Annotated in this window: 17 protein-coding genes; 8 read left to right on the forward strand and 9 right to left on the reverse strand. The window is 73.3% G+C overall.

Annotated features, from left to right (window positions below; all coding sequences use genetic code 11):
• Positions 1-24: 24 nt before the first annotated feature.
• The gene (locus ROT00_RS05515) at positions 25-8,037 is read right to left on the reverse strand and encodes a DUF7927 domain-containing protein (protein ID WP_404773019.1); all 8,013 of its coding nucleotides are present in this window, start codon (positions 8,035-8,037) and stop codon (positions 25-27) included.
• A gap of 225 nt (positions 8,038-8,262) precedes the next feature.
• On the opposite strand from ROT00_RS05515, the gene ROT00_RS05520 reads away from it, so the two are divergent.
• Positions 8,263-8,907: a CueP family metal-binding protein gene (locus tag ROT00_RS05520; protein ID WP_404773020.1), complete on the forward strand. Its 645-nt coding sequence runs from the start codon at positions 8,263-8,265 to the stop codon at positions 8,905-8,907.
• 27 nt (positions 8,908-8,934) lie between these two features.
• On the opposite strand, the gene ROT00_RS05525 is transcribed toward ROT00_RS05520, so the two are convergent.
• A complete protein-coding gene (locus ROT00_RS05525; RefSeq protein ID WP_404773022.1) occupies positions 8,935-9,567 on the reverse strand; it encodes a TetR family transcriptional regulator in 633 nt (210 codons plus the stop codon).
• 76 nt (positions 9,568-9,643) lie between these two features.
• Here ROT00_RS05525 and ROT00_RS05530 point away from each other — a divergent pair, with 76 nt between their 5' ends.
• From ROT00_RS05530 to ROT00_RS05540, 3 genes are all read left to right on the forward strand, one after another.
• Entirely contained in the window at positions 9,644-11,137 is a 1,494-nt protein-coding gene (locus ROT00_RS05530; RefSeq protein ID WP_404773023.1) for an MDR family MFS transporter, read from the forward strand.
• Between the two features lie 178 nt (positions 11,138-11,315).
• Positions 11,316-11,774, forward strand: coding sequence for a DoxX family protein (locus tag ROT00_RS05535; protein WP_404773025.1), 459 nt, complete (start codon positions 11,316-11,318; stop codon positions 11,772-11,774).
• A gap of 129 nt (positions 11,775-11,903) precedes the next feature.
• A complete protein-coding gene (locus ROT00_RS05540; protein WP_404773026.1) occupies positions 11,904-12,677 on the forward strand; it encodes an SDR family oxidoreductase in 774 nt (257 codons plus the stop codon).
• A gap of 92 nt (positions 12,678-12,769) precedes the next feature.
• Here ROT00_RS05540 and ROT00_RS05545 read toward each other — a convergent pair whose 3' ends face one another.
• Entirely contained in the window at positions 12,770-14,344 is a 1,575-nt protein-coding gene (locus tag ROT00_RS05545) for a 2-isopropylmalate synthase (RefSeq protein ID WP_404773028.1), read from the reverse strand.
• A 161-nt stretch (positions 14,345-14,505) separates the two neighbouring features.
• Here ROT00_RS05545 and ROT00_RS05550 point away from each other — a divergent pair, with 161 nt between their 5' ends.
• Positions 14,506-15,174, forward strand: a complete 669-nt coding sequence (locus ROT00_RS05550; protein ID WP_404773029.1) for a FadR/GntR family transcriptional regulator — start codon at positions 14,506-14,508, stop codon at positions 15,172-15,174.
• Entirely contained in the window at positions 15,171-15,962 is a 792-nt protein-coding gene (locus ROT00_RS05555; RefSeq protein WP_404773031.1) for an ABC transporter ATP-binding protein, read from the forward strand. Before ROT00_RS05550 ends, ROT00_RS05555 begins: the two co-directional genes overlap by 4 nt.
• A 25-nt stretch (positions 15,963-15,987) precedes the next feature.
• On the opposite strand, the gene ROT00_RS05560 is transcribed toward ROT00_RS05555, so the two are convergent.
• A complete protein-coding gene (locus tag ROT00_RS05560) occupies positions 15,988-17,433 on the reverse strand; it encodes a flavin-containing monooxygenase (RefSeq protein ID WP_404773032.1) in 1,446 nt (481 codons plus the stop codon).
• The gene (cofG, locus tag ROT00_RS05565) at positions 17,430-19,700 is read right to left on the reverse strand and encodes a 7,8-didemethyl-8-hydroxy-5-deazariboflavin synthase CofG (protein WP_404773033.1); all 2,271 of its coding nucleotides are present in this window, start codon (positions 19,698-19,700) and stop codon (positions 17,430-17,432) included. Before cofG ends, ROT00_RS05560 begins: the two co-directional genes overlap by 4 nt.
• Positions 19,701-19,930: 230 nt before the next feature.
• On the opposite strand from cofG, the gene rlmN reads away from it, so the two are divergent.
• On the forward strand, positions 19,931-21,124 hold the full coding sequence (rlmN, locus tag ROT00_RS05570; RefSeq protein ID WP_404773484.1) for a dual-specificity RNA methyltransferase RlmN: 1,194 nt from the start codon (positions 19,931-19,933) through the stop codon (positions 21,122-21,124).
• Positions 21,125-21,289: 165 nt separating this feature from the next.
• On the opposite strand, the gene ROT00_RS05575 is transcribed toward rlmN, so the two are convergent.
• On the reverse strand, positions 21,290-21,793 hold the full coding sequence (locus ROT00_RS05575; RefSeq protein WP_404773035.1) for a flavin reductase family protein: 504 nt from the start codon (positions 21,791-21,793) through the stop codon (positions 21,290-21,292).
• Positions 21,790-22,113: a ferredoxin gene (gene fdxA / locus ROT00_RS05580; protein WP_189086672.1), complete on the reverse strand. Its 324-nt coding sequence runs from the start codon at positions 22,111-22,113 to the stop codon at positions 21,790-21,792. Before fdxA ends, ROT00_RS05575 begins: the two co-directional genes overlap by 4 nt.
• Before the next feature lie 57 nt (positions 22,114-22,170).
• Between fdxA and soxR the strand changes: the two genes are divergently transcribed.
• On the forward strand, positions 22,171-22,707 hold the full coding sequence (soxR, locus tag ROT00_RS05585; protein ID WP_404773037.1) for a redox-sensitive transcriptional activator SoxR: 537 nt from the start codon (positions 22,171-22,173) through the stop codon (positions 22,705-22,707).
• A gap of 67 nt (positions 22,708-22,774) precedes the next feature.
• On the opposite strand, the gene ROT00_RS05590 is transcribed toward soxR, so the two are convergent.
• Both ROT00_RS05590 and ROT00_RS05595 read right to left on the reverse strand, forming a co-directional pair.
• Positions 22,775-24,286, reverse strand: a complete 1,512-nt coding sequence (locus ROT00_RS05590) for a PucR family transcriptional regulator (RefSeq protein ID WP_404773039.1) — start codon at positions 24,284-24,286, stop codon at positions 22,775-22,777.
• Entirely contained in the window at positions 24,283-25,317 is a 1,035-nt protein-coding gene (locus tag ROT00_RS05595) for an S-methyl thiohydantoin desulfurase domain-containing protein (protein WP_404773040.1), read from the reverse strand. Before ROT00_RS05595 ends, ROT00_RS05590 begins: the two co-directional genes overlap by 4 nt.
• Positions 25,318-25,319 lie beyond the last annotated feature (2 nt).

Raw genomic sequence — 25,319 nt, forward strand, 5'->3', positions numbered from 1 at the left:
TCGACGCTACCGGCACCGGGTCGATCATGGCGAGTCGTGCGTGCGCCGCCTGCGCAGCGCGAGCATCGCGCCGGCGAGGAGGAGCAGCATCGCGAGGACGCCGAACCCCAGGGAGACGCCCGTCGCGGCGAGCCCGCCGACACTGACCGTGGTCTCGTCGTGCGCGGTCGGCGGCAGCAACGAGCCCGGCGGGATGCCGCTCGCCGTCGCCGCGTTCCGGACGGACCCGCGCTCGACGTCGGCGGCGGTGAGGCGGTACTCCGCCGTCGCGCTCGCCGACTCGCCGGGGGCGAGCACACCGGGCGCGGACGGGTCCGGCCAGGCGATGTCGATCGGCGAGAGGCCGGGCAGCGGATCGTCGATCGTCACCCCGCGGAGCGTGACCGTGCCCGTGTTGGTCACGAGGAAGCGGAACTCGACGAGGTCGCCCACCCGGTCGCCCCGGGCGCTGCCCGCCTTCTCCAGCGTGATGCCGGCGCGCTGCTCCGTCGGGGTCGATGTGCCGTCGGCGGCCGCGACGAGCGGCACGTCGCCGGGCGGACGGCCGGAGACCGTCGCGGAGTTGTGCACGGCACCGGCATCGACATCGGCCTGGGTGAGCGTGTACGCGGCGGTCGCCGTCGCGGACTCCCCGATGTCGAGGACGCCCGGCGCGTCGGCGTCCGGCCAGGTGTACGCCAGCTCGCCGAGCCCCGGGAGCGGGTCTCGGAGCTCGACCTCGCTCAGCGGCGTTCCGCCGGTGTTCGTGATCGTGAACCGGTACGTGATCGTGTCACCGGCGCGACCGGTGCCCGACAGCTCGGCCCGCTTCTCGAGCGCGATGCCCGGGATCGGGTGCGTGGTCGACTGCTCGTCGGGCTCGATGCGCGGACCGCCGGGCGGCGCCGCCGTCGAGCTCGCCGTGTTGTGCAGACGGCCTGCGGCGTCGGGGGCGACGGTCACGGTGTACCCGACCTCGACGCGCTGACCCGGGGCGAGTGCGCCCGACCAGCTGAGCTGCGCGCCCTCGACTCGCGGCGCCGGCGCCGGTGCGCCGTCGATCGTCGCCGTCGGCTCGCCGCTGAGCTCGGCGTCCGCGAGGACCTCCGAGAGGTCGTCGCGGATCTCGACCGGATCGAGCAGCGTCTCGCCCGTGTTCACGCCGGTGAGCGTGTACCGCACCTGCTCGCCCGGCGAGACGACCGAGCCGTCAGCCGGGGTCGCGGACTTCGTGAAGGCGTATCCGGAGACCGGCACCTCGTGGGACGTGGCGACCTCGGGCGCATCGAGCGCGGGCCCGCCCGGCGGCGTCGCGGTGCCGCTCGCCGAGTTCCGGAGGGTGACTCCCGCGGCGTCCTGGTCGACCGCGACGGTGTAGCGGATCGTCACGGTCTGGCCTGCGCGCAGCGCTCCCGACCAGTTCAGCACCGTGCCGTCGAGGGTCGGCGCCGGGGCGTCCTCCCCGTCGACGGTGGCGACGGGACTTCCCCGCAGCGCGCCGTGCGCGAGCACCTCGCCCAGCTCGTCGCGGATCGCCACCGGATCGAGCGCGGTCTCGCCGCTGTTCTCGCCGGTGAGGGTGTACGTGACGGTCTGGCCCGGGTGCACCACGCTGCCGGATGCCGGGTCGGCGGCCTTCGACAGCTCGAAGCCGGGCACCGGGACCGCGTGGACGGTCTCGTGCCGCCCGCCGTCGACGGCCGGACCGGTGCCGGGCGGCTGCGCCGTGCCGGTGACGAGGTTGCGCAGACTCGAGCCCGCGGCGTCCTCGGCGACGGTGACCGTGTAGCGGATCGTCACGACCTCGCCGCGCTGGAGGGACCCCGTCCAACTGAGCGTCGAGCCGTCGACCACGGGAGCGGCGGCCGGTTCTCCGTCGACCGTGGCGAGCGGAGCGCCATCGAGCGCGGCGTTGCCGAGCACGCCGCCGAGCTCGTCGGAGATGCGCACCGGGTCGAGCGGGGTCGCCCCGGTGTTGCGTCCGGTGATCGTGTAGCTGATGCGCTCGCCGGGGTGCACGGCCGATCCCGAGGCCGGGTCGGCGACCTTCCCGAGGGTGAAGCCGGGGACCGGCACGGGGTGCGTGGTCTCCTGCGGCGGCGGGCTGAGCGCGGGCCCGGTGCCGGGCGGCCGGGCCGTCGACCGGGCGTGGTTGCGGAGCGTCGCTCCGGCGGCGTCGTCGTGCACGGTGACGGTGTAGCGGATCTCGACGGTCTGCTCGGGTCGGAGTGCGCCCGACCAGCGCAGGGTCGTGCCGTCGACGGTCGGCGCCGCCGCCGGCTCGCCGTCGATCGTCGCGATCGGGTCGCTCGTGATCGTGGCGTCGGCGAGGACCTCGGCGAGCTCGTCGGTGATCGCGACGGGGTCGAGCGGGGTCTCGCCCGTGTTCCGGCCGGTGAGGGTGTACTCGATCTCGTCGCCGGGGTTCACGCTCGTTCCGGACGCCGGCTCGGCGCGCTTCCCGAAGGTGTAGCCCGGGGTGGGTACCGGATGCGTCGTCTCCCGCGGCTCGGGGGCGAGCGCCGGTCCGGTGCCGGGCGGCTGGGCCGTGCTCGTCGCGCGGTTGCGGAGGGTCGCCCCGGCGGCGTCGTCGTGCACGGTGACGGTGTAGCGGATCTCGACCGTCTGCTCGGGTCGGAGCGCGCCCGACCAGCGCAGCGTCGTGCCCTGGACCGTCGGCGCGGCAGCGGGCTCGCCGTCGATCGTCGCGATCGGCGCTTCGGAGATCGTCGCGTGCGCGAGGACCTCCGCGAGCTCGTCCTCGATGACGACTTGGAGCCCGGTCTCGCCGGTGTTCCGGCCGGTGAGGGTGTACTCGAGCTCGTCGCCGGGGTTCACGCTCGTTCCGGAGACCGGGTCGGCGGACTTCGTGAACTCGTACGACGGCGTCGGCACCTCGTGCGTCGTCTCCTGCGCCGGCGGGACCAGCGCGGGGCCCGTGCCGGGCGGCTGGGCCGTGCTCGTCGCACGGTTGCGGAGCGTCGTCCCGACGGCGTCGTCGTGCACGGTGACGGTGAAGCGGATCTCGACGGTCTGGTCGGGGTCGAGATCGCCCGACCAGCGCAGGGTCGTGCCCTCCACGGTCGGCATCGCGGTCGGCTCGCCGTCGATCGTCGCGATCGGATCGCTCGTGATCGTGGCGTTCGCGAGGACCTCCGCCAGATCGTCGGTGACGACGACGGGGTCGAGTCGGGTCTCGCCCGTGTTCCGGCCGGTGAGGACGTACTCGATCCGCCCGCCCGGGTCCACCGTGCTGCCGCTCGCGGGCCGGGCGGTCTTGGCGAACTCGTAGGACGGCGTCGGCACCCGGTGGGTGGTCTCGCGCGGACCCGATTCGAGCGCGGCGCCGGTGCCCGGCGGTTGCGCCGTCGCCGTGACCGCGTTGCGCAGCGTCGCTCCTGCGGCCTCGGGGGACACGGTGACCGTGTACCGGAGCGTGACCGTCTGCCCGCGTTCGAGTCGGCCGGTCCAGCGCAGGGTGTCGCCGTCGAGCGTGGGCGCCGCCGCCGGTGCGCCGTCGATCTCCGCGCTCGGCGTGCCCGTGAGCTCGGCCGAGTTCAGGACGTCGCTCAGATCGTCGAGGATCGTGACGGGGTCGAGCACGGTCTCGCCGGTGTTCTCCGCCGCGACGACGTAGGCGATCTGCCCGCCCGGGGCGACCGTCGACCCGCTCGGCGGCGTCGCGCGCTTGCGCAGCTCGAAGGCGGGCTCGGGCACGGGGTGGAAGGTCTGCACCTCGGGCGCCGTCAGCGTCGGTCCGCCCGGGGGAGCGGCCGTGCCGCTCGCCCGGTTCTCGAGCCGCTCGCCCGCGGCGTCGGCGCTCACCGTGACCGAGTAGGTGATGGTCACGGTCTGCCCGGGTTCGAGCGCACCTCGCCAGCGCAGCGCAGTGCCGTCGAGGGTCGGTGCCGTCGCCGGCGTGCCGTCGATCCGCGCGGTCGGAGCGCCGGCCATCGTCGCGTGGTCGAGGACCGCCCCGAGATCGTCGACGACGTCGACCGGGTCGAGTCGCGTCTGCCCGGTGTTCTCACCGGTCACGGTGTACGTGATGGTCCCGCCGGGGTGCACCTCGGTGCCCGAGGCCGGATCGGCCGACTTCGCGAGCTCGAACCCGGGCACGGGGACCGCGTGGCTCGTCTCGTGCTCGCCGGGATCGATCGCGGGGCCGCTGCCGGGCGGCCGGGCGCTGCCCGTCGCGAGGTTCTCGAGCTCCACTCCTGCGGCATCCTGGTTCACCGTCACGGTGTAGCTCAGCCGCACCACCTGCTCGGGCTGCAGCGTGCCGGACCAGGTGAGCGTCGTGCCGTCGAGCACCGGGTCCGCCGCGGGCGCCCCGTCGATGGTCGCCGAGGGGCCGGCGCTGAGCGTCGCGTGAGCGAGCACGTTCGACAGGTCGTCGCGCAGCGCGACGGCGAGCTCGGTCTCGCCGCTGTTCGTGCCGGTGACGACGTAGGAGATCGTCTGGCCGGGATCGACCGAGGAGCCGGACGCCGGGGTCGCGCCCTTCGCGAGGTCGAACGCCGGCCGCGGCACCTGGTGATCGGTCTCCACCGCGGGCGGCACGATCGCCGTGGCCGAACCCGGCGGCTGCGCCGACGCCGTGGCGTGATTGCGGAACTCGGCGCCCGCGGCGCCGTCGTCCACTCGCACCGTGTACTCGATCGTCACCGACGATCCGACCGGCAGCGCGCCGCTCCACCGGAGCCGGTTGCCGTCGAGCACCGGCGCGTCGGCGGCTTCGCCGTCGATCGTGGCGACGGGCTGCCCGACGACGGCGGCGGCGTCGAGCACCTCGGTCAGGTCGTCGGTGATGCTCACCGGGTCGAGCGCCGTCGCGCCCGTGTTCCTGCCGGTGACGGTGTAGCGGATCTCCTGTCCCGGGTCGACCGTCGAACCGGATGCGGGCACTGCGGTCTTCTCGAGCACGAATCCGGGCGCGGGGACCGGATGGGTCGTCGAGCGCTCGACGGGCTCCAGCGGCGGGAACCCGCTCGGCGGGCTCGCGGTCGCGGTCGCCGCGTTCGCGACCGTCACCCCGGCGGCATCGTCGTGGACCGTCACGGTGTACCGGATCGTGAGGCGCTCGCCCGCGTTCAGCGGGCCGGTCCAGCGGAGTGTGGTTCCGTCGAGGACGGGATCCGTCGTCGGCTCGCCGTCGATCGTGGCGACGGGCGGGCCGGTGAGGGAGGCGTCGTCGAGCACGTCGTCGAGCTCGTCGCTGATCGTCACCGGGTCGAGCGGCGCCTCGCCGGTGTTCCGTGCGCTCAGGGTGTAGGTGATCTCGTCGCCGGGGCTGACCGTGCTGCCGCTCGCCGGCACCGACTGCTTGTCGAAGGTGAAGCCGGCCGTGCGGATCGGGGTCACGACCGACGACTCCTCACGGATCGGCGCGGAACCGGGCGGCTGCGCGACGCCGCTCGCGGTGTTCCGCAGCACCTGGCCCGCGGCATCCGCATCGACGAGGACGGTGTAGGTGATCTCCACGGTCTGCTCGGGCTCGAGGCGTCCGCTCCACCGGAGGGTCGTGCCGTCGATGACGGGATCGCTCGCGCGCACCCCGTCGATCCACGCGGCCGGACCGACGACGATGCTGGCGTCGTCGAGCACGTCGGAGAGGTCGTCGGTGATCGTCACCGGATCGAGCACCGTGCCGCCGGTGTTGCGGCCCGTGATCTGGTAGTCGATCCGGTCGCCGGGGTCGGCGCTCCGCGCGGCGAAGGGGGAGACCACGGCCGCGGCCGCGCGGAGACCCGCGGCGAAGAGATCGCCGCCCGTCGAGACGACGCTGTCCTTGCGGAGCTCGAACCCGGGGGTCGGGATCGGGTGGGAGGTGCTCACGTCGGCGGCCTCCAGCGGCGGCCCCGCGGGGGGCACGGCTCGGCCGTCCGCCGTGTTCCTGAGCCTTCCGCCCTCGGACCCCTCGGCGACCCGCACGGTGTACACGATCGTCACCGTCTGCTCCGCGGCGAGGGCGCCGGTCCAGCGGAGGGTGGTGCCGTCGAGCGTCGGCGGCGCGGCCGGCTGCCCGGCGACCATGGCGGTGGGCTCGCCCACGAGCTCCGCGTCGTCGAGCACACCCGAGAGGTCGTCGGTCACGGTGACCGGATCGAGTCGGGTCTCGCCCGTGTTCGAGCCGACCACGGTGTATCGGACCTCCTGGCCGGGGTGCACGGCGGTGCCCGACGCGGGATCGGCGGACTTCGTCACCTCGAAGCCCGGTTGCGGCACCGGATGACTCGTCGTCACCTCGTCGGGCACGAGCGCGGTGCCACCCGGCGGCGTCGCCGACGCGGTCGCCCGGTTCGTCAGCGTCTCGCCTTCCGCGCCGTCGTCGACGGTGACGGCGTAGCGGATCGTCACGCGCTCTTCCGGCTCGAGCGATCCGGTCCACCGCAGCGTCGTGCCGTCGAGTACCGGCGCGGTGGCCGGCTCGCCGTCGATCGTGGCGCTCGGCGTGCCGGCGATCGTGGCGTTGCCGAGGACGTCGGAGAGGTCGTCGGTGATCTCGACCGGGTCGAGTCGGAGGTCGCCCGTGTTGGCGCCGACGACGGAGTACGTGATCGTCTGCCCCGGGTCGACCGTGGTGCCGGAGGCGGGGTCGGACGTCTTCGAGAGCTCGAATCCGGGGTCGCGCCGGAGGAGCCCGGCGTCGCGATCGAGGTTCTCGTGGCTCCCGGCGTCCAGCAGCACGGCGCCCGTCGTGCCGGTGCTCGGGTCGGCCGCCGAGGAGACAGCCGGGGCCCCGGCGTTCTGCGCCGTGAACAGCCAGCCGTTCGGGATGCCCGAGAAGCGCACGCGGTACTCGCCGTACGCGAGGTCGGTGAAGAGGTACTGCCCCGAGTCATCCGTCGTCGTCGTGATCGGCGTGCCGTCCGCTCCGAGGACGGGCGCACCCGCAGCGTCGAGGAGCTCAGCCGTCACCCCGGCGACGCCGGGCTCGCCGAGATCCTGCAGGCCGTTCTCGTTCTCGTCGACCCAGACCCGGTCGCCGAGCCGTGCGTCCTGCGGCAGGCGGACGGAGAGGAGCGAGTAGTCGGACTGGAAGCCGTCGGTGGGCGCGGTGGGGATGCGCATCCGCTCGCCCCAGACCACGTTGAGCCCGTTCTGACCGTCGGCGAAGATGTTCGAGTCGTTGCGGAAGTAGTTCGATCCGGTGCGGTACTCCGCGGTCGGCCACTGGCTGAAGCGGGAGATGAACGTGTCGAGTTCGAAGGTGACCTCGTCGAAGGTGCCGTGCAGCTGCAGCGAGCCGCAGCCGGCGAACGACATGTTCGGCGTTTCCCAGCGCGTGTTCGCGCCGGCCTTCTCGGCGAAGCCGCAGCTGCCGGAGGTGTTGTCGGAGATCGTGTGGAGCCGGCTGCCGGTCACGGCGAGGTTCGTGGGAGCGTCGCCCTCGAGCGACATCGTGACGCCCGGGGTGCGGATGACCCACTCCTGGGAGTTGAAGGAGCCCTTGCCGTACTGGGTGCGGGCCGGGTCGTCGTCGGTCCAGGTGTAGTTCGCCCAGCCGCCGATGCCGCCGAGATCGAGCACGGGGTCGGTCACCGTGCGATCGAACGTCAGCGTGACGGTCGAGGTGATCGGGCACAGACCGCGGAAGTTCTGGTGCCCGGCGCTGCCGAGCGGACCGTCGCAGACGGAGGCGTTCGTCACGATGCCGAGCCCCGGCACGTTCGACGGCGTCGGGTTGCCGAGGAACATCGACGACGTGGCGCCGTGGCCGCTCCAGCCCTGCGAGTTCCGATTGGTGAGCACATTGGTGCCGGCGACCTGCCCCGGGGCGGTCATCGTCGCGGTGACGCCGATGTCACCGGTGCGGGTCTGCAGATTCGTGGTGGCGCGCATCGTCGCGGCGGCGCGATGGAACTCCGGGGTGTTCGCCGTGCTCGCGGACCCCGGGTTCACCAGCTGCCACGGGTCGTTGATGACGTACCCGTTCTCCTCTGCGGCGAACGCGGGATCCGCCGGCGCGGCGAGCTGCGGGGCGATCAGCCCCGTGAGTGCGACGACGCCGACGGTGAGCACCGCCAGTGTCCGCGTGGTCCACCCCTGTTGCACGGCTGCCTCGTTCCCCTCGCGCCGATATTGGAATCCCAACATCGTATCCTCAGAATGGAAGCGGAGTACACCGATCGAATGAACCGCGAGAAATCGGCCGTACCGCGCCCGCATGACGCGCCACTATGGTCGCCCGAGCGCGCGTGGACCGGTGGCATCGGGCCGGGTCCGTAGGCTGGAGAGTCCGACGGCGGCTCCGTGCCGCACCGCTTCGAAGGACCCGCAATGCATCTCGTTCCCCGTTCCGCACGCTCGCGCCGCACCCGCATCCTGTCGGTTGCCGCCCTCGCCCTGGCCTCCGCCCTGGCGCTCGCCGCCTGCTCCGCGGGCGGGGCGGAGCGGACCGGCGCCGGGGCGACCGGGGAGGGGTCGGCGAGCGTGCCCTCCGCCGATGCGCTCCTCGCCGACTACGGCCTCGACGGCCTGGATGCCCGCACGATCGTCGATCGGCTGGAGGCGACCCCCGTCGCCGAGCGCCCGACCGGACTGATCGCCTCGGTCCGCCCCGACGTGCTCGTGCTCTCCGATGACGGCCGCGAGCTCGCCTTGCCGATGCCCGACGAGTTCTACGTCTCGATCGCGCCGTACCTGGCGGAGACCCACGACTGCGTCTTCCACAGTCTGACGACCTGCCTCGGGGAGCTGCAGAACGAGGAGTTCCGGGTCGTCGCAACGGATGCCGCGACCGGAGCGGTCGTGCTCGACGAGGCGCGGACGAGCGGCGACAACGGCTTCCTCGGGCTCTGGTTGCCGCGCGGAACCGAGGTCGACGTCTCGATCACCGATGCCGCGGGCCGCTCCGCCGTGTCGTCGATCGACACCGCGGCACTGGACTCCGCGACCTGCGTCACCTCGATGCGCCTCGGCTGAGTCGACGCACGGCGAGCGGTGGCGCGCTCACGCGCCGCCGAGGTCGCTCCGCGCCGGACGGACCGCGTCGAGGGCGGAGGCGATGATGCGGCGTCGCGCGGGGATCGGCTGATCCTCGGCGGACAGCGTCACCTCGTTCACGACCGCGAGGAAGCTCCCGACCAGTGCGCGCAGGATGAGGCGCAGATCCGACTCGTTCGCCTCGTCGTCGTCGTGGGCCGCCCGCCAGCGATCCCAGAGCGTGTCCGCGAGCGTCCGCTGGAACAGCTCGATCCGCGCGAGGTGGCCGGCGAGCAGGTGCGGCGAGGAGTCGATGATCTGCTTGAACAGCGCGGCGCGCTCCTCGGCGGCACGCTCGTCGAGCTCGTCGAAGGTGCGATCGAGTGCGTGCTGCAGCGTCGTCCACGGCGCTTCGCCGGCGGGCCGGGCGCGGATCGCCTCCACGAGCCCCTGCAGCTCGGTCTCGAAGCGACCGAAGAGCACCTCGTCCTTGGTCGCGAAGTATCGGAAGAACGTGCGCTCCGAGATGCCGGCCTCGTTCGCGATCTCCTCGACGGTGGTCTCGTCGTAGCCGCGCGCCAGGAAGAGTCGTTCGGCGATCTCGCTGATCCGCGCTCGCGCGGCCCGACGGGAGATCTCCCTGAGCGTGCTTTCCGGCATCCTCACAGGATATCGAGGCCCTGACGTCATAGAGTGACAGAAATGGCAGTCACTGACAGATGATCGAGGGGATGCGATGAGTTCGACCATGAAGACCGGCAGTCATCCGGAGATCCGCGTCCAGCCCGAGGCTGGTCCGGAGCGGGCGCCCATGCGCGCCGGGGCGCTCATCGCGGTGCTCCTCGCCGGGGCGTTCGTCATGATCCTGAACGAGACGGTGATGGGCGTCGCGCTGCCCGCCGTCATGCGGGAGTTCGACATCACCGCTGCGGCGGGGCAGTGGCTCACCACCGCGTACATGCTGGTGATGGCCGTGCTCATCCCGATGACGGGATTCCTCCTGCAGCGGTTCTCGCCCCGGGCCATCTTCGTGGCGGCGCTCCTGCTGTTCAGCGTCGGCACCGCGGCGGCCGCGTTCGCCCCGTGGTTCCCGGTGCTCGTCGGCGCCCGCATCGCGCAGGCCGCTGGCACGGCGATCATCATGCCGCTGCTCACCACGACGATCCTCACGCACGTGCCGGCCGAGCGGCGCGGGCGCACGATGGGGCTCATCGCCATCGTGATGTCGGTCGCACCCGCACTCGGCCCGAGCTTCTCGGGACTGCTCATCACCGCGTTCGGCTGGCGGTCGGTGTTCCTCGTCGTGCTGCCGATCGCGATCGCCGTCCTCGTCGTCGGCTCGGTGCTCATTCGCGGCCGGGGGGAGACCTCCGCGGTTCGCTTCGACCTCGGCTCGGCGGCCCTCTCCGTGCTCGCCTTCGGCGGCATCGTGTTCGGGCTCGGCAGCATCGGCGAGGCGGTCGGCGGGCACGCGCTCATGCCGCCCGCGGTGCCGATCGCAGTCGGACTGCTCGCGCTCGGCGCGTTCGTCTGGCGCCAGCTCGCGCTGCAGCGGCGCGACGCGGCGTTCCTCGATCTCCGCCCCTTCCGCTCGCGCCCGTTCTGGGTCGGAGTGGTGCTGCTCGCCGTCGCCATGTGCTCGATGTTCGGCGCCCTCATCCTCCTCCCGCTTTACATGCAGAACGTGCTCGGCCTCTCCGCCCTGGTGACGGGGCTGGTCGTGCTGCCCGGCGGGCTCCTGATGGGACTCGCCGCACCGGTCGTCGGCGCGATCTTCGACCGGGTGGGCGCCCGCCCGCTGGTGATCCCCGGGGTCTTCGTCGTCGCAGCGTCGCTCGCGATGCTCGCCTTCCTCGGTGACGAAAGCCCGATCTGGTACCTCGTGGTCGCCACGCTGGTGCTCGACCTCGGGTTGGCGATGCTGATGACTCCGCTCATGACGAGCGCGCTCGGCTCGCTCGCGCCGGAGCTGTACTCCCACGGCAGCGCCATCGTGAGCACGATGCAGCAGCTGGCGGGAGCGGCCGGCACGGCGATCTTCGTGACCGTGATGTCCCTCGGTGCAGCATCGGCGGCCGCCGGCGGGGCGACGGCGACCGCGGCCGCCGCGAGCGGCATCCACCTCGCCTTCGTGGTCGCGGCGCTCGCCTCCCTCGTCGCCGTGGCGCTCGCCTTCCTGGTGCCGCGGCGGGCTGCGGGCCCGCAGAGGAGCGCTCCCTCGGCGGAATGACCGCCTCCGCGGCGGCCGCGGATGCCTCGACGGCCGGATCTCGCTGGTATTCCAGAATGCGTGCGCTATACCAAGCGTCCCTCCATGGCGGCGTCAGGATGGTCGACTAGCTTCGCCTTCGATGGCATCCCGATGCGGATGCCATCGGTGCAACGTCAGCAGAGCGAAGGAGTCCCAGGTGAGCGAGCAGCGTCACGAACGTCCCGACCGGTGGAGGTCCACGAACCCGGACCTCGCCCTGCTCGTGCTCCGGGTCGTGGCCGGTGCGGTCTTCTTCGCGCACGGGTTCCAGAAGCTCTTCCTCTTCACGGTCCCGGGGACGACGGCGGCGTTCACCGAGATGGGCGTTCCGCTCGCGGGGGTCGTCGCGCCGTCGCTCGCCATCGTCGAACTCGTCGGCGGCGGCCTCATCGTCCTCGGCGTGCTCTCCCGGCCGGTCGCCGCGTTCCTCGCCGTGAGCATGGTCGGCGCAGCGGCGTTCGCCCACCTCGGTGCCGGATTCTGGGTCGACGAGGGCGGATTCGAATACGTCGCGGTGCTCGCGGCGGCGGCGGCGGCGATCGCGATCGCGGGCCCCGGGCGCTACGGGCTCTCGCGCGTCGTGCTCCCCGAGCGGGCCGCCGCGATCCTCGGCTGACCGGCGCCCTCCGGCGTCCGCAGCGTGCACGCCGCGGCGCCGAGTCCGGGTGCGAGACGTCCGTCCGACCGGGGCGGCGAAGTGCGCGGGGTCCGATCCGGGCGTCCGCAGGAACGAAGGAGCAGCGAGTTGGAACTCGAATCGAAGGTCGTCATCGTGAGCGGCGGCGCCCGAGGCCTGGGCGCGGTCTATGCGCGCGGGATCGTCAGGGAGGGCGGGAGCGTCGTGATCGGCGACCTCCTCGAGGACGAGGGGCGCGCGGTCGCCGCGGAGCTCGGTGAGCGGGCGCACTTCGTCCGACTCGACGTCACCGAGCCGGCGTCGTGGGTGAACGCCGTCGCCGTGGCCGAGTCGGAGTACGGCGCGCTGCACGGGCTCGTGAACAACGCCGGCATCTCCGCACCGGGCGTCCCCGCCGTCGAGGAGTCGCTCGAGTCGTTCCGCCGGGTCATCGAGACGAACCTCGTCGGGGTCCAGCTCGGCATGCAGCACGCCGTCCCGGCGCTGCGGCGCGCGGGCGGCGGCTCGATCGTCAACATCTCCTCGATCGCCGGCATCGTCGGCATGGCCGCCTCGGGGTCGTACGGCGCCGCGAAGTGGGCGGTGCGGGGGCTGTCGAAGGTCGCCGCGGTGGAGCTGGCCGCCGAACGGATCCGGGTGAACTCGGTGCATCCCGGGGTCATCTTCACGCCCATGACGGCGCCGACCGGCGTCACGGTCGGCGAGGGCGGCTACCCGCCCGCCGCGATCGGCCGGGTGGGCGAACCCGAAGAACTCGTCGGCGCCGTGGTCTACCTGCTCAGCGATCGGGCGAGCTACACGACCGGCGCCGAGCTGATCGTCGACGGCGGGCACACCGCCGGCCCGTCCGGCGCGTCGCTCGCACTGGGCTTCCGGCTCTGAGCGACGGGACCGGTCGGTGCCGATGCCTGCAGATCGCCGTCCGGTCCGGGTCCTCGCCCCGGGGCGCGTTGCACGCGGCCCCGGGGCGATGATCATCCGAGGAGGCTCGCCTCCGCCGCCGCGATGACCGCAGCGATGCCGGGGTCGGTGCCGGTGCCCGGCGCTCCGGCGCCCGTCCCCGCCCGCCCGGTCGGCAGCTCGGGGTCGTCGGCGACGTAGATCGAGCGGAACAGCGCCCAGAGCGCGGCCGTGTCGAGCTCGTCGCCCGTCTCATCGGCGAGGCGCTGCACGTGCCGGGCGAAGTCGATCTGCAGCCGGCGCGGCAGCTCGACGCCGAGTTCGCGCTCCAGCAGGTACGCGGCCCCGCCCTTGCCCGATTGGGAGTTCACCCGGATCACCGCGTCGTAGCTCCGGCCGAGGTCGGCCGGGTCGATCGGCAGGTAGGGCACCCGCCAGGCGATCTCCCGCTCCGGACGGCCTTCGGCGTCGGCGCGGGCGCGGTGCTCGGCGAAGCCCTTGCGGATCGCGTCCTGGTGGGTGCCGCTGAACGCGGTGTGCACGAGCTCGCCGGCGTACGGGTGCCGCGGGTGCACCTCGATGCGGTTGCAGTGCTCGACCGTGCGGCGGACCTCATCGATGTCGGAGAAGTCGATCATCGGATCGACGCCCTGCGCGTGCAGGTTGAGCGCGAGCGTGACGAGGTCGACGTTGCCGGTGCGCTCGCCGTTGCCGAAGAGGCATCCCTCCACCCGCTGCGCGCCGGCGAGCACGGCGAGCTCCGCGCACGCGACGCCGGTCCCGCGGTCGTTGTGCGGGTGCACGGAGAGGATGACCCCGTCGCGCCGGGCGAGATGGCGGTGCATGTACTCGATCTGATCGGCGTAGACGTTCGGCGTCGCGATCTCGACCGTCGCCGGGAGGTTCAGGATCACCGGCCGTTCGGGGCTCGCGTCCCACAGCTCGGTGATCGCGTCGCACACCTCGAGGGCGTAGTCGGGCTCCGTCAGGTTGAACACCTCCGGGGAGAACTCGAAGCGCACGTTCGGCAGTCCGCCGGCGAGCTCGAGCACATCGCGGCCGCCGGCGAGGATCAACTCCAGCAGCCCGGCCCGGTCGCGCCCCAGCACGAGGTCGCGCCAGATCGGGGCGGTCGCGGTGTACAGGTGGATCACGACGGGATTGCGGATGCCCCGGATCGACTCGACTGTGCGCTCGATGAGGTCGCGCCTGGCCGGGGTGAACACGACGACCGTCACGTGCTCGGGGGCGAGGCCGGCCTCGGCGATCAGCCGCACGAAGTCGTAGTCCGTCTGCGAGGCGGAGGGGTAGCCGACCTCGATCTCCGTGTACCCCATCGCCACCATGAGTTCGAAGAAGCGGCGCTTGCGCGCCGGGTCCATCGGCTCGGCGAGCGCCTGATTGCCGTCGCGGAGGTCGACGGGGACCCAGAGCGGCGCGGCGGTTAGCTGCCGACTCGGCCACGCCCGGTCGCGGAGGGGGAGCTCGACGCGCTGCGTGACGTCGCGGTATCGGTGCGACGGCATCTGGGAGCGCCGCTGGCGGTTCCAGTGCGGCGCATCGTCGGGGACGGCCCCGCGGGGGGAGTCGAGCCGGCCGAACCGGGTCGGTGCGGTGGGAGTGGTCGGGGTCGCGGTGGTGCCGGTCATGGCGGGTCCTTCTGGGGTCGGAACGGATGACCGGCGCACGGATCGGCTCCACGTCGGGGAGCCGGCCAGGCTAGGCCCCGACGTGGCGGCGAAGGAGGAGGCCGCGCGCGAACATGGCTAGACTGTAGCACGGCTCCTCAGACAAGTAGAGAGGTGAGTCGATGCATCAGGTCAAGCGGTCTCCGCTCGCCGATCAGGCCGCCGAGCTCCTGCTCGAGCGCATCCGTGCGGGCGAGTGGGAACTCGGCCAGAAGCTCCCCGGCGAGACGACGCTCGCCCCGCAGCTCGGCGTCGGCCGCTCCACGGTGCGCGAAGCCATCCGCCAGCTGGCCGGCCGCGGAGTGCTCGCCTCCCGGCAGGGCGCCGGCGTGTTCGTCACCGCGCTCGACGCGCCCGAGGAATGGGACGCGGTGCTCCGCCGAGCCGACCTCGTCTCGGTCATCGAGGCGCGGATCGCGATCGAGGCGGAAGCCGCCGCGCTCGCCGCGGAGCGCCGCACCCCGAGCGACCTCCGAGCCATCCGCCGCGCCCTCGACGAGCGTGCCGAGCACCGCAGCGAGATCGAGACCCACGTCGACGCAGACACCCGCTTCCATCGCAGCATCGTCGTCGCGGCGCACAATCCGGTGCTCGCCGAGCTCTTCGACGGCTTCACGCCGCGGATGCGCCAGGCGATGGTGGAGATGCTGCGGCTCCGCGGGGAGTTCGGCGATGCCGCCGACCACGGGGCGCACGAGCGGCTCGCCGAGCGCGTCGCCGCGCGCGACGGTGCGGGCGCCGCCCTCGAGAGCCGCACCCACCTCGGCGCGATGAAGGCCGCGCTCGCGTGAGCGCGCCGATCCTCGAACTCGCGCAGGTGACGTTCCGGCGCGACGGGCGGCAGATCCTCGACGGGATCGACCTGCGTGTGGAGGCGGGGGAGCGCTGGGCGCTGCTCGGGCCGAACGGCGCCGGCAAGAGCACCATCCTCGGCTTCTGCGGCGCCGTCACGTTCCCGAGCAGCGGCACCGTCGACGTGCTGGGGGCCCGGCTCGGCCGGGTGGAGCTGCAGGAGCTGCGGCGGCACATCGGGCACGTGAACCCGAGGCATCCGCTCCGCTCGCCGCTCACCGTCACGCAGGTGGTGCTCACCGGCCTCACCGGCACCATCGAGACGCCGATGCGGTGGCTGCCGGAACCGCAGCAGCTCGACGCGGCCCGTCGGGTGATCTCGGAGCTTGGCCTCGACCACCGGCGCGACGCGAGCTGGCCGACGCTGTCCCAGGGGGAGCGCGGCCGTGCCCTCATCGCCCGTGCGCTCATCGCCGAACCGAGCCTCCTGCTCCTCGACGAGCCGACGACCGGTCTCGACGTCGCCGCCCGCGAGCAGTTCCTCGAGACGGTCGACGCCCTCGCCGCGCGCGAGCCCGAACTCGCGACGATCCTCGTCACCCATCACCTCGAGGAGCTGCCGGAGACGACGACCCACGCGATCGCGATCTCGCACGGGACGACCGTGGCGTCCGGGCCCGTGGCCGAGGTGGTCACGACCGAGGTGATCTCGCGCGCCTTCGAGCATCCGATCGTCGTGGGGCACGACGGCGGACGCTGGTCGGCGCGGGCGGCGCGCTCGCGCTGACCGCTCTCCGGCTGCGCTCGGTCTCTCAGCGCGCCGTCGCGGGGTCGAGGTACGGCTCCGGTGCGAAGCGCCCGTTGATCCTGCGGTACTGCTCGGCGCGCGCCGGCCACAGCACGGTCAATCGGCCGGAGACGGAGTCCACGTAGCGGTTCCCGCACTCGCCCGTCCAGACCGTGCCGGCCGCCATGCGGTCGATCATGGCGGTGTAGGCGCGCTCCGCCGCGGCGGAGACCTCGAGGACGCCCCCGTGATCCCGGAGATGCTCGACCGCCCCGAGCACGTACGCGGACTGCGCCTCGATCACCTCGAACGCCGAGTGATGCCCGAGCGCGGCGTTCGGCCCGTCGAGCACGAAGAGGTTCGGGAATCCGGACACCGCCACCGAGGCGTAGCTCGTCATGCCGGCGGCCCAGTGCTCGTCCAGCGAAGCCCGCCGCCCGCGGATGAGCCGGGCGAACGGTGGACGAACGGTCTCGAAGCCGGACGCGAGGATCATGGCGTCGAGCTCGTACCGCGCCCCGGATGCCGCGACGGCGGTCCGTCCGTCGGACTCGATGCGCGCGAGCGCGCTCGGCTCCAACCGGACCCAGGGCTGGGCGAGCGCCGGATAGTACCGATCGCTGAAGACCGCCCGCTTGCATCCGATCTCCGAGCTCGGCGTCAGCCGCCGTCGGAGCTCCTCGTCGTGGATCTGATCCCGGAGGTGCGCGAGCGCCCGCCGTTCGAGCCGCCGGGCCGCCGGCGAGCCGCTCAGCCGGGCGGCGAAGAGCGCATCCGCCTGGGCCGCGAGCTCGCGCCGCGCGGGGCGAGGGTCGTCCGGCGCGTAGCTGTGATCCTCGCGCGGCAGCACCCACGCCGGCGTCCGCTGGAAGACGACGAGCCGCGCCGCCTCCGCGGCGAGCTCCGGGATCAGCTGCGCCGCGCTCGCGCCGGTGCCGACCACCCCGACACGGAGCCCGCGCAGGCGGTGACCGTTCCAGCGCGCCGAGTGCACGAGCGGCCCGATGAACCCGTCCAATCCGGCCACCTCGGGAGCCCGCGGTTCGCTCAATCGTCCCGCCGCCATGACGAGCACCCGGGCGCGGACGGGGCCGCTCGACGTGCGCAGCCGCCAGCAGCCGTCATCCTCCAGCCACTCGGCGTCCTCCATCGCCGTCCCGAGCCGCACGTGCTCGTCGACGCCTTCCGCGACGACCGTCGCACGCAGGTACTCCAGCAGCTCCGCCCCCGGCGCGAACCGCCTCGACCAATCCGGCTTCGGACGGAACGAGAACTCGTACAGGTGGCTCGGGATGTCACAGGCGACACCTGGATAGACGTTGTCCCGCCAGGTCCCCCCGATGTCGTCGGCCCGCTCGAGCACACGGAACCCGTGGATCCCCGCGCGGCGGAGGGTCGCCGCCATGCCGATCCCGGCGATGCCTGCGCCGACGATCACGACCTCATCGGTCGGCTCCGTCCGGGCGGTCATCGCGGGGAGTAGTCCGTCCGGCGCTCCCGGAGCGTGCGACCGACGCCCGCGGCGAGGGCTCGCGCGTCGTCGACCGTCAGCGCGCGTCCCGTCTCCGGTGCGGATCGGGACGCCCCGGGCACGAGCAGGCCGCCGAGATCGTCGGCCCCGCCCGCGAGCACCTGCTGCGTCCAGCGGAACCCGAGCTTCGGCCACGCTGCCTGCACATGATCGATGGAGCCCGCGAGCACCAGGCGCGAGACGGCCACGACCGCCCGCACCTCGCGTCCCGTCGGGCCGGGACGGGCGCCCGGCACCTCGACCGGCGAGTCCGCCGGAACCCACGGCATCGGGATGAACTCGGTGAACCCGCCGGTGTCCCGCTGGATCGCGGCGATCCGGCGGAGATGGGCGAGCTGCTGCGCCGGGCTCTCGAGGTGGCCGAACACCATGGTCGCAGTCGACCGCAGCCCGACGCCGTGGGCGGTGCGCACGACGCGCTCCCACTCCGCCGAGGGGATCGCGCGCCCCCCGCTCAGGGCGGAGCGCACGCCGTCGTCCAGGATGAGCGCCCCCGTTCCCGGGACCGTGTCGAGACCGGCCTGCTGCAAGCGGCGCACCCACGTCTCCGTGCCGACCCCCGCCCGTCGCGCCCCGTCGACGAGCTCGCCCGGGCGGAACGCATGGAGATGCACCGGGCCGCCGCGCTTCACCGCACGCACGAACCACTCCTCGTCGCCGCCGGCGACGACCCCCTGCGCGCAGACCTCGGTCACCCCGTTCGCGACGGCGTCCGAGACCGCGCGGCTCAGCCCCTCCGCGCTCCAGGGGGCGTCCGGCGCGAGGTTCTGGTTCACGACGTAGCTCACCTCCGTCCCGACCGCGGCGCGGCGCACCTCGTCGGCGAGCTCGGCGAGCGCATCGAGGTCGTCCCCCTCCGCATGCAGCAGCGCCAGATAGTCGGCGTCCTCGAGCCCGGCCGGATCGGTCCGCGCTCGCCGGAGCACCGCGTCGAGCCAGGCGTCGCGCCGAGCCAGACCCGAGGCGGTCGCGGCGCGGTGCACCACGGGCGCGAGACGATCGTCGATCCAGTCGTCGGAGGACCGATCGCTCGGCCGCGGGGCGGTCCCACCGGCGCGCACGAACTCCGGGTGGGCGGTGAGACGCTCGCGCAGCACGAAGCCCGCCCTCGCGGTGAGGCGCGCGAGCTCCTCGATCTGCGGCCACGGGCGCTCCGGGTTCACATGATCCGGGGTGAGCGGGCTGACCCCGCCCCAGTCGTCGACCCCAGCCCTGAGCAGCAGCGCGAGCTCGGATTCGTCCGTCAGGTTGGGCGGGGCCTGCAGGCGCGCGGATGGCCCGAGCAGCAGGCGCGTCACCGCGACCGCGGCGGCGTACTCCTGGGTGGCGAGGTCCGCGGTGTCGCGCATCGCGGTCGCGGGCTTCGCGCGGAAGTTCTGCACGATCACCTCCTGGATGTGCCCGAAGCGATCGTGCAGCGATCGGAGGGCGAGCACCGCGTCGATCCGCTCCGACGGCGTCTCGCCGATGCCGAGGAGCACGCCCGTGGTGAACGGGATGCGCGCCCGCCCGGCATCCTCGATCACCCGGAGTCGCAGTGCGGGATCCTTGTCGGGCGATCCGAAGTGCGCCGCTCCGCGGGTCTCCCAGAGCCGGCGCGAGGTCGTCTCCAGCATCATCCCCATGGACGGCGCGACGGCCCGGAGCCGCTGCAGCTCCGCCCAGCTCATGACCCCGGGGTTCAGATGCGGGAGGAGTCCCGTCTCGTCGAGGATCCGGCGCGCGATCGACGCGACGTAGTCGAGGGTGGAGGCGTATCCGTGCGCGTCCAGCCACTCGCGCGCCTCGGGCCAGCGATCCTCGGGTCGATCGCCGAGCGTCAGCAGCGCCTCCTTGCAGCCGAGCTCGGCCCCGGCGCGGGCGATCTCGAGGACGCGCTCCTCGTCGAGGAACATCGTCTCCCCGGCGCGTGCGAGCTGACGCGGGGTCATGACGAAGACGCAGTAGTGGCACCGGTCCCGGCACAGCCGCGTGAGCGGGACGAACAGCTTCCGGGAGTAGGTGACGACCCCGGGACGCCCGGCGTCGGCCAGTCCGAGGTCGCGCACCGCCCCGGCGACCGCGAGCAGACGGTCGAGATCGTCGCCCCGGGCGGCGAGCAGCGTCTCGGCGTCGGTGCGGCTGGGGGTGCGCGCGGGATCCAAGCGCTCGAGGGCGCGGTCGAGTTCGGTGGAGCGCGTGGCCGGGCGCGGGAGTTGCAGGGACATCGACACGGGACCTCCGGTCTCGCCGCGGGCGCGGCTGCTGGCGCACGGGCGGGCCTCGCCCGATGCGAATCGGACGGGCCGCGCGTCCGCCAACCCGGCGGACGTGTCCCGGCGGCCCAGCTCCGGGCCGGAGTACGTCTCCCGGGCAGCATAGCCGAGGCGTGCGTCGTGCCGCCGTCCGGGGCGGGGCCGCGTACCCTTGGAGGGTGACGAACTCGAACGATGCGACCATGACTCCCGTGCGCCGACCGCAGGTCCGCCCGGCGACCGAGGGCTGGGAGCAGAAGAAGGGCCCTGATGGGCGCCCGATGCTCCAGTTCGCGTCGCCCAAGCGCGGCAAGCCGCCCGTGCACCTCGCCGACATCGCCCCGGCCGACCGGAAGGCGCACGTCGCCGAGCTCGGCTTCCCCGGCTACCGCGCCGCGCAGCTCGCCACGCACTACTTCGTGCACCACACGAACGACCCCGCCGAGATGACCGACCTGCCGGCCGCGAGCCGCGAGGAGCTCGTCGCGACGGTGCTGCCGCCGCTCCTCACCGAGGTGCGCCGGTTCACGACGGACAACGGCGACACGATCAAGTTCCTCTGGAAGCTCCACGACGGCGCCCTGGTCGAGTCGGTGCTCATGCGCTACCCGGGCCGCATCACGCTCTGCGTCTCGAGCCAGGCCGGCTGCGGCATGAACTGCCCGTTCTGCGCCACCGGTCAGGCGGGGCTCACCCGCAACATGTCGGCGGCGGAGATCGTCGAGCAGGTCGTGCTCGCCAACGCCGCGCTCGCCCGCGGCGAGCTCGGCGGGCGCAAGCACGGCGACCACACGCCCGACCGCGTCTCGAACATCGTGTTCATGGGCATGGGGGAGCCGCTCGCGAACTACGCGCGGCTCATGCAGGCGGTGCGCACCATGCTCGCCCCGGCCCCCGACGGGCTCGGCATGTCGGCGCGCGGCATCACGGTGTCGACGGTCGGCCTCGTCCCGGCGATCCGCAAGCTGGCCGCGGAAGATCTGCCGGTGACGTTCGCGCTGAGCCTGCACGCCCCCGACGACCAGCTGCGCGACGAGCTCATCCCGGTCAACTCGCGCTGGAAGGTCGACGAGGCGCTCGACGCCGCCCGCGAGTACTTCGACAAGACCGGGCGCCGCGTGTCGATCGAGTACGCCCTGATCAAGGACATGAACGACCACGGCTGGCGGGCCGACCTCCTCGCCGAGAAGCTCAACGAGCGCGGCCGAGGCTGGGTGCACGTGAACCCGATTCCGCTGAACCCCACGCCGGGTTCGATCTGGACGGCCTCGGAGCCGGCCGTGCAGCAGGAGTTCGTGCGCCGGCTCGAGGCGGGCGGCATCCCGACGACGATCCGCGACACCCGCGGCAAGGAGATCGACGGCGCCTGCGGGCAGCTCGCCGCCGCCGACGGCTGAGGCCCGAGGCCCGCGTTCAGCGCAGCAGGAACTGCACGAGGGCGCCGATCGCCGTCAGCACGATGAGCGCGAGAAGGCCCCAGCGACGTGCCACGACGGCGAGACGTGCGGTCGACATGGGGCGTCGTCGCCGTCGGCGCGGCTTCGGGGGGTTCGGCGTCTCGCTCATGGCAGCGGCGTCGCGCCGAGCAGGCTGAAGAAGGTGCGGTCGCGGTAGACGAGCGGCGTCGCCGGCGGGCCGAGCCGCACCTCGACGACCTCGGCGAGCACCAGGGTCGAGCTGCCGACCGGCGTGCGCTCCACGATCCGGCAGCGGAGCGCGGCCGGGGCATCCGGCAGCCAGGGCTCGCCGCCGTCGAAGCGCGACCAGCCCTGCTCGGTGGTGAAGCGGGGCGCACCGGAGCGCGCGAAGACCTCGGCGAGTCCGGCCTGGTGCTCCCCGAGGAGGTGCACCGCGACGTGCTCGGTGCCGAGGAGGGCGCCCGCGGAACCGGTCGCCCGGGTGACGGAGAACGACAGCACGGTGGGGTCGATCGCGACCGAGGCGACCGACGAGGCGGTGAGCCCGACGGGGCCGGTGGCGCTGGCCGCGGTGATGAGCGCCACGCCCGCGGGATGGTGCCGGAACGCGAGCTTGTAGGCGTCGACGAGTCCGAGCGCCTCGCTCATTCGTGCGCCTGCGGCGGGAGTGCTGCGACCACAGGGTGATCGTAGGCGATCATGCCGACCTTGGCGGCGCCGCCGGGGGAGCCGATCTCGTCGAAGAACTCGACGTTCGCCTTGTAGTAGTCGGCCCACTCGTCGGGCAGGTCGTCTTCGTAGTAGATCGCCTCGACGGGGCACACCGGCTCGCAGGCACCGCAGTCGACGCACTCGTCGGGGTGGATGTACAGCGACCGCTCGCCCTCGTAGATGCAGTCGACCGGGCATTCGTCGATGCACGCCTTGTCCTTGACATCGACACAGGGCAGGGCGATCACGTACGTCATGCCTCCACCGTAAGACTTCAAGTACGCTTGAAGTCAAAACGGACGCGGGAGATGCAGATGGCGGAGCGCGAGACGAGCGGCGCGGAACCGCTCGTGCACCACGAGCCCGACGAGCTCCTCACGATCGGCGAGATGAGCCGGCGCACGGGCGTCGCGGCATCCGCGCTGCGCTTCTACGAGGAGCTCGGCCTCATCGCCTCCGTCCGGACCACCGGCAACCAGCGCCGGTACCCCAGGCACATGCTGCGTCGAGTCTCCTTGATCGCGGTCGCGAAGCGGCTCGGCCTGCCGCTCTCCGACGTGCAGGACGGCTTCGGCGACGTGCCGCTCGACCGCACGCCGAGCCACGAGGAGTGGCAGCGCGCGTCGCGGCAGTGGAAGCGCCGGCTCGTCGAGCGTCGCCGCGGACTCGAGCAGCTCGAGCGCGAACTGACCGGATGCATCGGCTGCGGCTGCCTCTCGATGAAGGCCTGCGCGCTGCTGAACCCGGACGACGCGCTGGGCGAGGACGGCGCGGGCCCGCGGCGGCTCGAGCCCGAACTCGAGGGCGACGACGGGAGCAGGGCGGCGGAGTCCGGGTCGCCCGCGTCCTGAGCCGCGGCGAGAGCCGGCCCGGGCGGGAGGGCGCCGCAGGCGTGAGCTCAGCCGGGAGTCCGTCGGCTCAGTTCAGCACGGCGCGACAGGCGAGGTGGAGGGCGAGCCGAGCCTCGGGGTCCTCCAGATCGACGCCGAGGAGCTCCTGCACCCGGTGCATCCGCGCGGCGACGGTGTTCCGGTGCACCCCGAGCGCGGCGGCGGTCGCCGCGATCCCCGACTCGTGGTCGAGGTAGGCGGAGAGCGTGCGCAGGAGATCGCCGGACTCCTCGCGGAGCGGGGCGAGCAGCGACTGCGCGGCCGGGACGAAGGTGTCGGTCTCCGTCCACGCGAGGAGGAGCTGCTCGACGCCGAGCCCGTCGACGCGGACGAACCAGCCCGTCCCCGAACGGTTGCTCGCGACGCGGGCGGCGTCGGCGGCCTCGCTCAGCGTCGAGGCGAGTCCGGCGGCCCCGTCGGCGAGCGAGCCGACGCCCGTGGCGATGTTGAAGGTTCGGCGGAGCGAGAGGTGCGCCTGACGGAGCCCGGAGACGAGCCGCGCGGCCTCGGCCGGGGTCGGGCGCGTCGCGAACGCGAGCCAGGCCGCGACGCCGCGGCCGCTCGTGGTGGCATGGGTGTCGGCCGCGATCGTGCCGAGCTCGCGCGTCACGGAGCGGAGGAGTTCCAGCGGGTCGAGGCGGGAGCGGCCGATGAAGCGGATGCCGAGATGATGGCCGGAGGTGCGCCAGCCGCGCTCCGCCATCCGGCGCTCCACCTCGGGATCCGGCGCACCGCGCAGATCCAGGAAGTCGCGGAGGAGCCCCGACGACACCGCGGCGTCGTTCACCGCGGCGACCTCGTCGATCAGGATCCGCGCCGCCACCGCGGGCATCGCGACCTCGACCGCGACGGCGAGCGAGGCGAGCTGGGGGTCGCCGAGCCCGTCGCCGAACGCGGCGAGACGGAGCCCGGGTCGGCCCGGCGCATCCACCTTCACCGAAGCGGCCGACTGCCCCGCGGTGCGGGCGACGTCGATCCACGGGCCGAAGTCGATGAGCGAGCGGAGCTCGTCGGACACGTGGCCGCCCGCCTCGTGCAGCACGCCGCCGGGATCGAGGAGCGCGAGCCCGTAGCCGAGGTTCGCGGCCAGATGGCGGAGGAGATCGGGGAGGTCCTGCGCCGGATACTCGAACGCCTGGGCGGTCTTCCGGACCGCGGAGAGCGTGAGCGCGTCGCGGGACTCGAGCAGCATCCAGCACGCCCGGGCGAGACGGAGCGGGCGCTCGACGTCGAGGAGCGAGAGCCCGAGCCGGTCGGCGAGCCGCCGGGTGCCCTGGCTGAACCCGTCGGCGCCGGGCACCGCGAGTCCCAGGTAGCCGCGGTCCCCGAGCCGGCGCACGAGTGCGTCCCGCTGCCACGGGGTCTCCGGCGCCCGCTGCGTGAGCACCGCGAGACGCGACGCGCCCTCGCTCGGGAGCGAGGCCTCGTCGGCCTCGATGACGACCCCGTCCCAGGCGGCGGCGAGCGGTCCGGCGACCCGGGTCACCTCGCCGTTGTCCGGCATCGCGAGCAGCGCCGCGAGCTCGAGCGGCCGGCTCACGCGACGACGTCCAGACCCTCGAGCCCATACGCCGACGGCGCGATCCTGGCCGCGCGGTGCGGCGGTCGCCACCAGGCGGGGGCCGGCACCTCGAGCACGCAGACCGTGCGCCCGGCGTCGAGCTCGGTGACCTCGAGCACCTCGCGCGACACCGCGTCGAGGACGACGATCACCGCCGGAGCGGCGGACTCCACCCTCCCGTCGGTGACGAGGGCGAGGAACTCGGAGCGCGCCACCAGTCGGTGCACGGCGCCGTCGTGGGCGATGAGCTCGACCGATGCGACGTGCGGATCGCGCCGATCGCCCTCGAGGGCGGTGATCCGCCCCTCCGCGAGCGCCCGGCCCCCGAGCGCCGCGGCGAGCTCCGCGGCCGGGGCGAAGCGCGCCCGCTCGAACGCCCGCCCGAGCGCGAGCGCCCGCGCCGTGCCGCCGTGGATCGCGTGCTCGGCGAGGTCGCCGACCGTGAACCCGCCGAAGACCACGGCGCCGCTGCCGCCCGCCTGGATGATGGCGGCCCGCATCAGCTGCTCGAGGTCGGCCGGGCGGTCGGACTGCACGAGCGCGACGCCGCCGGATCCCGTCTCGCCCGCGGCGACGATGCCGCCCACCCCGTCGACGAGGAGGGACATCTGATCGAGACCGGGCACCGCGCGACCCGTGAGGTCCGCGTCGACGACGGTGCGCCGGCCGGCGAGCAGCAGCGGCGTCAAGCCGTTCATCCCGCCGCCCTCGAGCGAGCAGACGGCGTCCACCGGTGTGCCGAGGTACCGTTCGACGGCGTCCACCAGACGATCGAACGGCGCCTCGCCGGGCAGCCGCTCGTTCAGGAGAATCGTCGATCCGGCGAAGGCGGCACCCAGGCACGGCGTGGCGGGATCGAGCTCGCCGACGCCCTGGAGTTCGATCGGCCAGGCGTCGCGCCGGGCCAGCATCAGCTCGAGCATCGTCGTCGCACCTCCGCCCCCGGAGCCGAGCAACGAGAAGCCGCGCGCGAGTTCCGGCACGTCGGAGCGCTCGAGCACCATCGTCATGC

Origin of the sequence: Agromyces mediolanus, from assembly GCF_044917495.1 — a bacterium.
GTDB lineage: Bacteria > Actinomycetota > Actinomycetes > Actinomycetales > Microbacteriaceae > Agromyces > Agromyces mediolanus_B.